Annotated in this window: 10 protein-coding genes; 3 read left to right on the top strand and 7 right to left on the bottom strand. The window is 71.9% G+C overall.

All coding sequences use genetic code 11. From position 1 onward, the window contains the following. Positions 1–18: 18 nt before the first annotated feature. From A3CQ_RS0108510 to A3CQ_RS0108495, 4 genes are all read right to left on the bottom strand, one after another. Positions 19–285: a hypothetical protein gene (locus A3CQ_RS0108510; RefSeq protein WP_026205459.1), complete on the bottom strand. Its 267-nt coding sequence runs from the start codon at positions 283–285 to the stop codon at positions 19–21. An 85-nt stretch (positions 286–370) separates the two neighbouring features. After that, the gene (locus A3CQ_RS0108505) at positions 371–1,144 is read right to left on the bottom strand and encodes an ABC transporter permease (RefSeq protein WP_020510504.1); all 774 of its coding nucleotides are present in this window, start codon (positions 1,142–1,144) and stop codon (positions 371–373) included. After that, positions 1,141–2,040, bottom strand: a complete 900-nt coding sequence (locus A3CQ_RS0108500) for an ABC transporter ATP-binding protein (RefSeq protein ID WP_020510503.1) — start codon at positions 2,038–2,040, stop codon at positions 1,141–1,143. The genes A3CQ_RS0108505 and A3CQ_RS0108500 overlap by 4 nt, the downstream gene beginning before the upstream one ends. Before the next feature lie 102 nt (positions 2,041–2,142). Next, positions 2,143–3,327 carry a dipeptidase gene (locus A3CQ_RS0108495; protein ID WP_020510502.1) on the bottom strand — a complete coding sequence of 395 codons (1,185 nt, stop codon included), beginning with the start codon at positions 3,325–3,327 and terminating at the stop codon, positions 2,143–2,145. Between the two features lie 518 nt (positions 3,328–3,845). Between A3CQ_RS0108495 and A3CQ_RS0108485 the strand changes: the two genes are divergently transcribed. Beyond that, on the top strand, positions 3,846–6,413 hold the full coding sequence (locus A3CQ_RS0108485) for a putative bifunctional diguanylate cyclase/phosphodiesterase (RefSeq protein ID WP_157295516.1): 2,568 nt from the start codon (positions 3,846–3,848) through the stop codon (positions 6,411–6,413). A gap of 551 nt (positions 6,414–6,964) precedes the next feature. On the opposite strand, the gene A3CQ_RS0108480 is transcribed toward A3CQ_RS0108485, so the two are convergent. Then, the gene (locus tag A3CQ_RS0108480; protein ID WP_020510499.1) at positions 6,965–7,594 is read right to left on the bottom strand and encodes a DUF998 domain-containing protein; all 630 of its coding nucleotides are present in this window, start codon (positions 7,592–7,594) and stop codon (positions 6,965–6,967) included. Positions 7,595–7,708: 114 nt separating this feature from the next. On the opposite strand from A3CQ_RS0108480, the gene A3CQ_RS0108475 reads away from it, so the two are divergent. Continuing rightward, complete coding sequence (locus A3CQ_RS0108475) at positions 7,709–8,029, top strand: YciI family protein (protein WP_020510498.1); 321 nt, start codon at positions 7,709–7,711, stop codon at positions 8,027–8,029. Positions 8,030–8,035: 6 nt separating this feature from the next. Beyond that, positions 8,036–9,949, top strand: coding sequence for a DUF6596 domain-containing protein (locus A3CQ_RS63900; RefSeq protein ID WP_020510497.1), 1,914 nt, complete (start codon positions 8,036–8,038; stop codon positions 9,947–9,949). Between the two features lie 91 nt (positions 9,950–10,040). Here the strand turns inward: A3CQ_RS63900 and A3CQ_RS0108465 are convergent, their stop codons facing one another. Then, positions 10,041–10,658 (bottom strand): NADPH-dependent F420 reductase, encoded by a 618-nt coding sequence (locus A3CQ_RS0108465; RefSeq protein WP_020510496.1) that lies wholly within the window; start codon positions 10,656–10,658, stop codon positions 10,041–10,043. An 86-nt stretch (positions 10,659–10,744) separates the two neighbouring features. Beyond that, the gene (locus A3CQ_RS0108460; RefSeq protein ID WP_245577123.1) at positions 10,745–11,491 is read right to left on the bottom strand and encodes an SDR family NAD(P)-dependent oxidoreductase; all 747 of its coding nucleotides are present in this window, start codon (positions 11,489–11,491) and stop codon (positions 10,745–10,747) included. Between the last annotated feature and the right edge of the window lie 135 nt (positions 11,492–11,626).

Here is an 11,626-nt window from a genome sequence, read left to right as displayed (position 1 = left end):
GAGCAGCGCCAACACGCGCTATTCGAACAGCGAGTGGTGGCCGTCGCCCTCGGCCCGGCGGCGGGCGCGGCGGCGCAGCTGGACCACGATCATGTCGACGACCGCGACGGCGGCCCAGGCGGCCAGCAGCCAGCCGGGCAGCGTCCAGCCGACGTGGAACAGCCAGATCGACAGCAGGGTGCAGACGACGAAGCCGAAGGCGGCCAGCACGAGCCGCAGGTTCAGCGCGCTGAACGGCTCGTCGACCGTGCCGCGCCGGCCGGGCGGCTGGGCTCCGATGGGCACGGCCGGAGCGTACCCGCGCCGGCCCGCCGGCGAACAGGGGCCAGGCCGCATCAGGACACCCGGCCGCATCGGGACACCGGCCGCATCACGACACCTCGCGCCGCAGGATGCGCCACGAGCCGAGGAGCAGCGGCAGCGCCAGCCAGAGCAGGCAGGAGACGGCGAGGTGCCCGTACTCCCCGGCGGTCATCGAAGGCTCGGAGAGCGGGCCCGAGGTCACGCCGAGGTCCAGCCACCGCGCGGCGGGGCGCAGGGCCCGGATCGACTCGCTCAGCACCGACCACAGCGTGGGCAGCGCGAAGAACGCCACGATGGCCAGCGGGGAGCTGAGCAGCAGCGCGCCGAAGGCCATGCCCACCAGCACGAACAGCACCTCCATCAGGGCGCCCTGCCAGATCAGCGAGCCGTCGGCCCGCCAGCCGCCGTCCCCGCCGAGCGCGATGCCGAGCAGGTTGGCCGCGGCGCTGAACAGCAGCGTGGCCGCGGTCGTGGCCAGCGCGATCAGCACGCCGGCGGCCAGTTTCGCCGCGATGACCCGCTCGCGGGCGGGCACCAGCGCGAAGGTGGTCAGGGCGGTGCGTTGCGACCACTCACCGGTCATCGACAGGATGCCGAGCACGGGCAGCAGGAACGCCGACGGGACCAGGCCGAACGCGAAGAAGCCGGCGAAGGTGAGCTCGTCGTCGGGCGCCCAGCCGAGCAGGATCACCGCCGTGCCGACGGCGCCCAGGCCGATCAGGACGAGCAGCCAGAGACCGGCCCGGGTGTCGGCGAGCTTGCGCAGCTCGACGACGGTGAGGCGGGTGAGTGGCACTCGTGTCGTGACGGTGATGGTGGCCGGTTTCGTCGCCGTGATCATCGGACCGCCTCCCGCACCGACTCGCCCGCCGTCAACTCGAGGAAGATCTGCTCGAGTCCGCCGGAGCCGGCCGGACGCAGCTCGAGCAGCGCCACGCCGGACTCGGCCGCGGCCCGGCCGATCGCCTCGGCTCCGGCGCGCACCACGACGCCGCCGTCGGTCGTGGGCGTGCCGGTCAGACCGGCCCGATGGAGCGCCGCTCCCAGCGCGGCCGGGTCGAGCGCCCGGACCAGGGTGCCGGCCGAGGCGAGAAGCTCGTCGCGGGCGCCCTGCGCGACGACCCGCCCGCCACCGATCACGACGAGATGGTCGGCGACCGCCTCGACCTCGCGCAGCAGGTGCGAGGAGAGCAGCACGGTGCCGCCGCGGTCGGCGAACTCGCGCAGCAGGCCGCGCATCCAGAAGATGCCCTCGGGGTCGAGGCCGTTGGCCGGCTCGTCGAGAACCAGCACGGCCGGATCGCCGAGCAGCGCGTGGGCCAGGCCGAGCCGCTGGCGCATGCCGAGCGAATAGCGTTTCACCCGGCGGCGGGCGGCGGTCGCGTTCAGCCCGACGCGGTCCAGCGCCCGGGTCGCCTCGGCGCTGTCGACGCCCATCGTGAGCGCGGACAGGGCCAGCACCTCGCGGCCGGTGCGGCCGCCGTGCTGCGCCGAGGCGTCGAGCAGGACGCCGATGCGCCGGCCCGGATTGCCGAGGCGGCGGTAGGGGACGCCGCAGACGGTCGCGGCGCCGGAGGTGGGCGGGGTGAGCCCGCAGATCATCCGCATGGTGGTGGACTTGCCGGCCCCGTTGGGCCCCAGGAAACCGGTCACCGTGCCCGGCTCGCACGTGAACGACACATCCTCGACGGCGGGGTGACTCCCGTACCTCTTGGTGAGGTGTTCAACCTTGATCATGCCGATCAGCGTGCCGGGCCGGGCCGCCTCGTCGCGTCGCCCGGAGGTCGATGGCGGCCGACTTTGGTCGATCGGATCGTCGACTTTGGTCGGCCGGCGGGGTCAGCGGGCGGGGACGAGCGGCCAGAGCGGCTCCTGCGCGAGGCGCTCGGACTCGCGCAGCACCCGCAGGACGTTGCGGCCGGCCAGCTTGCCGAGGTCGGCCTCGGACCAGCCGCGCGACGCGAGCTCGGCGAGCAGGAGGGGATAGCCGGCGACGTCGGTCAGTCCCTCCGGCAGCTCGGTCGTGCCGTCGAAGTCGCCGCCGAGGCCGATGTGGTCCACGCCGGCGATGTCGCGGGCGTGGTCGACGTGGTCGGCCACCTGGGCCACGGTGACGAGCGGGCGCGGATGGGCGGCCATCCAGGCGCGGAAGGCGGGCTCGGCCAGCGGGTCGAGGTCGAGGGTCGCCGGAACGGCGGCCGGGTCCTCGGCGGGGCGCGGCGCGCGCGGCCACAGGGCGATGGCCGACACGTCGGGCAGGCCGAGGCGCTCCCACTCGGCGTCGGCGGCGCGCATCCAGTCGAGGGACTCGGCCGAGACGAACGGGGCGACGAAGGTCAGCTGGATGACGCCGCCGTTGTCCCGCAGGCGGGTCAGGACGTCGTCGGGGACGTTGCGCGGGTGGTCGTGCAGCGCCCGGCAACCGGAGTGGCTGAAGAGGACCGGAGCGAACGCCGTGTCCAGCGCGGCGTGCATGGTGACGGGAGCGACGTGGGACAGATCGACGAGCATGCCGACGCGCTGCATCTCGCGTACGACGGCGCGGCCGTCGTCGTTGAGGCCCTGGACGGCGGGCTCGGCGGCGGCCGAGTCGGCCCAGGAGGTGTTGTCGTTGTGGGTGAGGGTCATGTAGCGGACGCCGAGACGGGCGAACGCCCGCAGCACGCCCAGCGAGGTGGCGATGCTGTGGCCGCCCTCGATGCCGATGAGCGAGGCGATCCGGCCCTCGCCGATGATGCGCTCGACGTCGTCGGCGCTGCAGGCGATCGCGAGGTCGTCGGGGTATGCCGCGGCCATCCGGTAGACGGCGTCGATCTGCTCCATCGTCGCCACGACGGCCTCGGGCTCGCTCAGGGGCGACGGCACGTAGACCGACCAGAACTGCCCGCCGACCCCGCCGGCGCGCAGGCGGGGGATGTCGGTCTGCAGTTCGGGCCGGTGCTCGTCGAGGCCCTCGACCCGGTATCCGAAGCGGCCGCGCAGCTGCATGGGCAGGTCGTTGTGCCCGTCGATGATCGGCATCATGAGGATCTGGCTACCTCCTGGAGGGGCCCGTGCGCAACTCGTCGCACCGGGTCGTTCGCGTCGCTTTCGTGGGCTCTCACCCGGGTTTGATCTAGGAACGCCGCACTTTTCGTTCACCTCGAGTAGGGCACAGGACGGCTGCCATTTCCGTATTGTTAACGGTCGGCCGCCAACGAATCCCCGGCGGCCGCGCGCGGCGGAAGGCCGTTCGCGCGCGAGGCCGGCCGTGAGGCCGTCGGCGTCGGAGGGAGGCCCACCATGGCGAAGAAGTCGAAGAAGTCGAAGAAGGACAAGAAGAGCAAGAAGAAGAAGTGACCTCAGGCGGGGCGGCTCCGGACTTCCGGGCCGCCCCGCGCTTCACCGCCCACCGTTGCCGCCGCCGGTCGAGCGGGCACACCGCCCAGCTCCCGAAGCGGCGAAGACTTGCCGAACTCCTCAAGTGCCAATTGCTGGACCCGATTCTGGGGTTCGACGGCATGCACCGGCATGCCTCGAGGGCACCTGGGGGAGTGAGTCGGATGACCGTCAGGCGTCCTCTTCCTGTGGTGATCCTGGTGGTACTGGCGCTGGCCGGCCTTCTGGCCGCCACCGTCCCGCCCGGCCTCACCGCCGCCGTCACCACCGTGGCCGCCCTGTGCGCGGCCGCGGCCTGCCTGGTTCGGGCAGGACGGCGGCGTGGCCGGATGCGCATCGTCTGGGGCGCCCTCGGGCTGGGCGTGGCCGCCGGTGGCGTGCTGGGCGATCGGACACCGGGCTATCTCGCGATGGTTCCGCTGGTGGCGGCCGCGATCTTCCTCGTGCCGTTGCCGCCGCGGACCGGGATCGAGCGGGTGCGGGCGGTCATCGACACGCTGCTGATCGCGTCGGCGCTGATCGGGCTCGGCTACCACCTGCTGTTCGACCCGGCGCTGAAGAACGGTTCGTTCTCGGTGGCCTACGCGGTCGGCAACGTGGTTCTCGGGACCGTCGCGCTCGCCGGGCTGTCGCGGATGCGTCGCGGCGTGCCCGACCTGCGGGCGATCACGCTGACCGCCGGGGCCCTGCTCGGCCTCGCGCTGTCCAGCAGCGTCGCCTACGCGGGGCTGGAAACGGCCGCGTCCGCCGGGTGGCTGGCCGGGTTCGTGCTGCTGGGCTTCGCGGCGACTCTCGGGCACACGGGTGCGGACGTCGACGCCGAGGCGGAGCCGGACGGTCGCCCTTCGGTGACGGTGCTCCTGCCGTACGCCATCGTGGTTGTCGGTCTGATTGTTGGTTTTGTTCGTCTCGCCCTGGGCGGGACGCCCAGCATGGTGGGCAGCTGGGCCCGGTCGATCAGCATCGGCCTGATCGTCGCCCGGCAGGTGCTGATCATGGTGGAGAACCGGCGGCTCGCCCGCCGGCTCGAGGACCGGGTCATCGAGCGAACCGCCGATCTGCGGGCGCGTGAGCAGCGGTTCCGCGCGCTGGTCGAGCAGAGCACCGACTCGATGGCGATCCTCGAGGCCGACTCGACCGTGCGCTACCAGTCCGAGTCCGTCGAGCGGATCTTCGGGTACCCGGCGTCGGCCCTGGTCGGCAGGCCGTTCTGCGAGCTGGCCGGGCGCAAGGTCGGCGGCCGCATCCAGGCCGCGATCGACGAGGTCAAGGACGTGCCGGGCGCCACCACGGTCTTCGAGATCATGCTGTGGCACGCCGACGGGCAGGCGCGGCTGGCCGAGATGACCATCACCAACCTGCTGGACGACCCGCACGTGCAGGGTCTCGTCTTCAACACGCGGGACATCAGCGAGGCCCAGGAGCTGCAGGAGAGCCTGCGCCGCGAGGCCTACTACGACGCGCTGACCGGGCTGGCCAGCCGGGCCGGGTTCCGGGAGCGGCTGGCCGAGGCGCTCGACCGCGACCCCGCGCGGGTGGCGATCCTCCAGCTCGACCTCGACGGCTTCAAGGAGATCAACGACAGCCTGGGCCACGACGCCGGCGACCACCTGCTGCTGCACGTGGCCGAGCGGCTGCGCCGGCTGCTGCCCGCGCCGCACGTGGTGGCGCGGCTCGGCGGCGACGAGTTCGCGGTGATCGTGGAGGCCGACGAGGCCGCCGACGACGCCGAGCTGACCGCCATGGAGATCATCGCGGCTCTCACCGAGCCGATCGACGTCGACGACCGCGAGCTGTACGTGAGCGCCTCGATCGGCATCGCCCCGGCCTCCGGCAACGGCGATCTCGACCAGCTGATGCGCGACGCCGACCTGGCCATGTACCGGGCGAAGGACGCCGGCGGTGGCGGTTACGCCGCGTACGACCCGAGCATGCACGACGCCGTGGTGCGCCGCCTCGAGCTCGCCTCCGACCTGCGGCTCGCGCTCGAGCGGGACGAGCTGGTGCTGCACTACCAGCCCAAGGTCGACCTGCGGACCGGCGAGATCATCGGCTTCGAGGCGCTGGTCCGCTGGCAGCACCCCGTGCGCGGGATGGTGCCGCCGCTGGACTTCATCGGCGTCGCCGAGGCGACCGGCCTGATCGTGCCGCTCGGCCGCTGGGTGCTCACCCAGGCCTGCCGGCAGGCGGTCGCGTGGGACCGGCCGCTGAAGATGGCCGTCAACCTCTCGGTCCGCCAGTTCGAGGCCGGCGACGTCGCCGAGATGGTCGCTTCCGTGCTCGCGGAGACGGGCATGCCGCCCGGCCGGCTGGTTCTGGAGATGACCGAGAGCGTCCTGCTGACCGACACCGACGACAACCTCGCCCGCATCGTCAGCCTCAAGGCGCTCGGCGTCCAGCTGGCCATGGACGACTTCGGCACCGGCTACTCGTCGCTCGCCTACCTGCGCCGCTTCCCGATGGACGTACTCAAGATCGACCGCTCGTTCGTCGACCGCCTCGGCGGCGAGTCCGAGGACGAGGCCCTGGTGCGCACGATCGTCCGGCTGGGCCAGCGCTTCGGCATGCACACCGTCGCCGAGGGCATCGAGAACGAGACCCAGCTGGCGATCCTGCAGGAGATGGGCTGCGACTACGCCCAGGGGTACCTGCTCTCGCGCCCGCTGCCCGAGCCGGACGCGACGGCGCTGCTCGATCGCGGGCTCCCCTTCCCCGTCCCGGCGCCGGCATGATTCACCTAGCCTCCTAGGAAACCTTTCGCATGTACGCGCCGACGGCTCCGATGGCCCACCAGTGACAGACGGCGCGCCCGGCTCGGCCGCGCGGCGCTCTACGAATGCTCCGCGCGGCGGCCCGTGACCGGCGCGGCCGTGCGGGGTGCGGCTCGCCGCGGCCTTGAGGGTGGTCGGCTGGGCGTGCTTCGGCCCGGGTGCTGCCTGGTCGCGCGGGATGCGGCCCGCACGGCTTGGCGGGTGGTCCGGCCGGGCGCGCCATGGCCCGCGCCGCTGCATGGTTGCGGCGGGTGCGGCCCGTCACGATGGGCGATACACGGCAAATGCGGCGACGCGGCGTCCGATACGCGCACGAAGCCCTCAAACTTGCCCGCGGCCCGGCCCTGAACCGAGCCGGACGGGCCGCACCGGGCGTGACCATGCAGCGGCCCGAGCCGTGGCGCGCCCAGCCCAGTCATCCACCGTGCGTGGCCGGCGCGGAACGGCGGTTCAGCGGGCGAGACAACGGCGGGGCGCGGCGACCATGGTCGCCGCGCCCGGGGATCGGGTGTCTAGCGTGACTCGCGGGCGCAGATCGCGGAGACCCAGAGCATCGCGGAGATGGCGCCGATGGCGAGAGTCAGCGACCCGGCCGTGCCCCCGCTCATCGCCCAGCCGTTGCCGACCAGCAGCGCCGTGCCCGCCACGACCGAGACGACCGCACGCCGCCGGTCGCCGGAACGGGCGTAGTGGCGAGCCAGCACATAGCAGCCCGCGATCAGCGTGCCGAAGGCGATCGTCCCGCTCGCGAAGTGGGCGAGCGCGTGCCAGGTCACCACGCCAGGCCCGGCCGGGGTGCCGGCCGGGAAGCCGTCGGCCGGGTCCATCGAGAACACGCCGGCGGCGACCATGCCGAGCCCGGTGACCGTGAGCAGCCGGGGCGCCCACACGCTGGCGATAGTGGCGCGCAGCCCGGCCGCGCCGGCCACCATCAGCGCGCCGGCGATCAGGAAGTTGGCGATCTGCAGCCAGCCGAGGGAGCCGGTGCTCAGCATGCTCAGCGGGTGACGGGTGATGTCGAAGCCCTCGCGGGTGAAGGCCTGGGTGAGCGAGACGGTCGCCCACAGTGGCGCGGCAACGGCGCCGCAGGTGAGAAGCGTACGGATGCGGATGGGGGTGGTGGTGATCGCAAGAGTTGTCATGCCTAGACGTCGTCCGGGCGATGTGACAGGGAACGCGGCCATTCCCTGTCGCTATGCTGAGCCGACGTGAGGGTGTCCGCATCACCCACCACCTCATCCCGAGGGAGCACCATCATGCGTTACCTGATGATCCAGAAGCCGTCGGACACCCACCCGGACGAGAAGCTGTTCGCCGAGATGGGCGCGTTCATCGAGGAGCTCACCGTGGCCGGCGTGCTGCTGGCCACCGGCGGGCTCGAGCCGGGCGGCGTGCTGCTGTCGTCGGTCGGTGACGAGATCACGGTCACCGACGGTCCGTTCGCCGAGGCGAAGGAGGCCGCGGCCGGCTTCGCGCTGGTCGAGGTCGGTTCCAAGGAGGAGGCGATCGAGCTCGCCCGCCGCTTCCGCAAGATCGTCGGCGACGGCGAGAGCACGATCCAGCAGGTGTTCGGCTAAGCCGCCATGGCCGACGTCCGCCGCACGATCGACGCGGTCTGGAAACTCGAGTCCGCGCGGATCGTCGGCGGGCTGGCCCGGCTCGTGCACGACGTCGGGCTGGCCGAGGAACTCGCGCAGGACGCGCTGGTCGCCGCGCTCGAGCAGTGGCCCGAGGCGGGCGTCCCCGACAATCCCGGTGCCTGGCTGACCACCGTCGCCAGGCGCCGGGCCGTCGACCATATCCGCCGCGAGCGGCGGACCTCCGAGATCAACCCCGATTTCCCGTACGAGGACGAGCCCGCCCCGCAGCAAGATGACGTACTGCGGCTAATGGTTGTCTGTTGTCACCCAGCGCTGTCCCGCGAGGCCCGCGTCGCTCTCACGCTGCGTCTGGTGGCCGGGTTGAGCGCCGCCGAGATCGCCCGCGCGTTCCTGCTCGACGAGCAGCGGGTGGTGCGCCGCATCGCCGCCGCCAAGCAGACGCTGGCCGAGGAGGGCGCCGGCTTCGCGCGCCCGTCCACCGACGCGCTGCCCGGCCGGATCGGCTCGGTCCTCGAGGTGCTCTACCTGGTCTTCAACGAGGGGTACGCGGCCACGGCCGGCCAGGACCTGATCCGCGCCGACCTGTGCCGCGAGGCGCTGCGGCTGGGCCGGATGCTCGCCGAGTTGGCCCCGGCCGAGGCCGAGGTGCACGGCCTGGTCGCGCTCATGGAGCTGCAGGAGTCGCGCTTCGCCGCCCGCACCGGCCCGGCCGGCGAACTGATCCTGCTGCACGAGCAGAACCGCGGCCGCTGGGATCAACTGCTCATCAAGCGAGGCTTCGCCGCCATGCTCCGGGCGCGCGCTCTGGGCAAGCCGCCCGGCCCGTACGTCTTGCAGGCCGCGATCGCGGTCTGCCATGCCCAGGCGCGCACCGCCGACGAGACGGACTGGGCGCGGATAGCGACGCTCTACGACGCCCTGGTCCGCCTGCTGCCCACGCCCGTCGTCCGGCTGAACCGGGCCGTGGCGATCGGAATGGCGTACGGCCCCGAGGCCGGCCTGTCCGAGGCCGACGCGCTGCTGACCGATCCGTCCCTGCGCGACTATCACCTGCTCCCGGCGGTCCGGGGCGATCTGCTGGCCCGTTCGTCCCGCCACAGCGAGGCGGCACGGGAGTTCGAGCGAGCCCTGTCCCTGACCCGCAACGAGTCCGAGCGTGAGTTCCTGCGCCGCCGCATAGCCGAGATGGCCGCGCCTGCCGCCTCGGGCACGCTCGGTGCGGCCGTCGCCGCGTTCCTCGCCCGGGACGACCTCGACCGGGCGACCGTGCGCTCCTACGGACAGACCTTCACCCGGCTGCGGCGGGCGCTCGGCGACAGCCTGCCCCTCGACGAGCTCACCGCCGACCGGGTAGCCGCCGTCTGCACGACCGCGTGGGGGAGCGCCGCCGCCAAGACCTGGAACCGGCATCGGTCCACTGTGCGCTCGTTCGCCGACTGGTCGTCCCTGCCCGGAATAGCGGCCGGGTTGGAGCGCCGCACCGAGAAGCCCCCCGAGAACGATCCGATCCCACCCGCGGACCTGGCGACCGTGCTCGACTCGCCCCGGCATTCGCTGCGCGAGCGCACGCTGTGGCGCCTGCTGCACGAGTCGGGCGCGCCGGTGAGCGCGGTGCTCGCCCTCGACGTCGAGGACCTGGACCTGAACGACCGCCGAGCACGCTCGGGCGGCCGCTGGGTGACGTGGCGTTCCGAGGCCGCCGCCCTGCTTCCCGGCCTGGTCGCCGGCCGCACGTCGGGCCCGCTGTTCCTCACCGACCGGCGGCCGGGACCGTCCACGAGCGCCGACCGCTGCCCGCACACCGGCCGCGCGCGGCTCTCCTACGAGCGAGCCGAATACCTGTTCAAGCAGGCCACCGGCCACACCCTCCGCACCCTGAGGCACGCCGACCAGTAGCGCCGAAGACAACCGAGCCCCCGGGACAGCTTGCCGCCGACTGTTGGCCAGTGGTCCCGGGAGATGTTCGGCGTAGTCCGGTAGCCGTGCTTCAGTGGACCTCGGCGCCCAGGGCGATGTCGAAGCCGGCGCCGCTGCGGGCCAGGCCTACCAGGAGGATGCCGGCCCATTCGAGGACGTGGGTCATCTCGAGCCCTCCGGCGTCGAGGGCCCGCATGCCCAAGCTCTCCAGGAAGGCCGCGACCTGTGCCTTCGCCTCGGCGCTGTCGCCGGCGAAGAACGCGTCCAGGGGCTTGTCCTCGGTGATGACGCCGCCGAAGATCGTGTTGAAGGCCTTCACGACATGTGCGCCCTCGGGGGCGACGGCGGCGATCTGCTGGGACACCGAATTGCCCGCGGTCGTCACGACGCCACTTGCGTCGGCGTTGAACGGGTTGGTGATGTCGATGAGGACCTTGCCGGCCAGCGCATCGCCGTAGTGCTCGACCACGTCGACCGCGCCGGCGTACAGGACGGCCACGATGACGATGTCACCCACCGGCCTTGCGCCGAACGTGCCGACGACGGCTCCGTTGCCGATCTGGTCGGCGAGCGCCTGAGCCTTGGCGGTGTTGCGGCTCATGAGCTCGATGGTGTGGCCGTGCTTCGCCGCCCGGGTGCCGATGGCGGTGGCCATGTTGCCCGAGCCGATGATGCTGATCGTGGTCATGACATGTGTTCCCCTCGTTGTGTACGAATCAGTTGGTCGGGGGTCCGGCGTGCTGGGCCGGACGTCGAAGGGTTCGCCGAACGGGCTCAGATCACCGTGGTGCCGCCGTCGGCGACCAGTTCCCTGCCGTTGACGTAGCTCGAGTCGTCGGAGGCGAGGAACAACGCGACCGACGCGATCTCCTCAGGGCGGCCCATCTCTCGCCGCGGGATCACGGACTCGAACAGTGCCTTCGTTTCCGCGTCCAGGACCTGCTCCATCATCGGCGAGGCGACCTGGCCGGGCGTCAGCACGTTCACCCGGATCCGCCGGTTCCTCAGCTCGGACACCCACACCCGTGCATAGGCGGGCAGCACGGCCTTGCTCGCCGCGTAGACACTCCAATCGGGGTAGCCCCGCAGCGACGCGTTCGACCCCGTCATGAGGATCGAGCCGCCGTCGTTGAACAGCGGCAGCGCCTTCTGGACCGTGAACAGCGTGCCGCGTGCGTTCAGCGAGAACGCGGCATCGAACTGCTCCTCGGTGATCTCGCCGAGCCTGCCCTGCTCACCCGACCCGGCACTCGCCCACAACACGTCGACCGCACCCTTTTCCTGCTTGACCGTCTCGAACAAACGGTCCAGATCGTCGAGGTCGGCCGAATCGGCCTGCACGCCGGTCACATTCCGGCCGATCAGCTTGACGGCCTCGTCCAGCGCGTCCTTCCGCCGGCCGGAAATGAAGACGTGGGCTCCTTCGTCGACAAACAATTTCGCACCGGCCAGCGCCATGCCACTTGTCGCGCCGGTGATGACCGCAACCTTGCCCTCGAGCTTTCCCACCACTGACTCCACTCACATAACCGTACCGATGTCAGGTTTTTCGTACGGATTCAATTCCGGCCCATCAGGTGCTTGTTCAGCGTGCCATTGGCCCGAGTCAGTTGTCCAAGACCTCTTTCAGCTGTTGCGATACCCTGGAGGCATCGC

The organism is Paractinoplanes globisporus DSM 43857 (assembly GCF_000379645.1).
Classification (GTDB): Bacteria; Actinomycetota; Actinomycetes; order Mycobacteriales; family Micromonosporaceae; genus Actinoplanes; species Actinoplanes globisporus.
This window is presented reverse-complemented; position numbering and strand designations above follow the sequence as displayed.

Bases quoted from the DNA above. Each gene is read 5' to 3' on its own strand.
- A3CQ_RS0108500 (WP_020510503.1), bottom strand. From the start codon at position 2,040: ATGATCAAGGTTGAACACCTCACCAAGAGGTACGGGAGTCACCCCGCC.
- A3CQ_RS0108465 (WP_020510496.1), bottom strand. From the start codon at position 10,658: ATGACCACGATCAGCATCATCGGCTCGGGCAACATGGCCACCGCCATC.
- A3CQ_RS63900 (WP_020510497.1), top strand. From the start codon at position 8,036: ATGGCCGACGTCCGCCGCACGATCGACGCGGTCTGGAAACTCGAGTCC.
- A3CQ_RS0108480 (WP_020510499.1), bottom strand. From the start codon at position 7,594: ATGACAACTCTTGCGATCACCACCACCCCCATCCGCATCCGTACGCTT.
- A3CQ_RS0108505 (WP_020510504.1), bottom strand. From the start codon at position 1,144: ATGATCACGGCGACGAAACCGGCCACCATCACCGTCACGACACGAGTG.
- A3CQ_RS0108485 (WP_157295516.1), top strand. From the start codon at position 3,846: ATGACCGTCAGGCGTCCTCTTCCTGTGGTGATCCTGGTGGTACTGGCG.
- A3CQ_RS0108475 (WP_020510498.1), top strand. From the start codon at position 7,709: ATGCGTTACCTGATGATCCAGAAGCCGTCGGACACCCACCCGGACGAG.
- A3CQ_RS0108495 (WP_020510502.1), bottom strand. From the start codon at position 3,327: ATGATGCCGATCATCGACGGGCACAACGACCTGCCCATGCAGCTGCGC.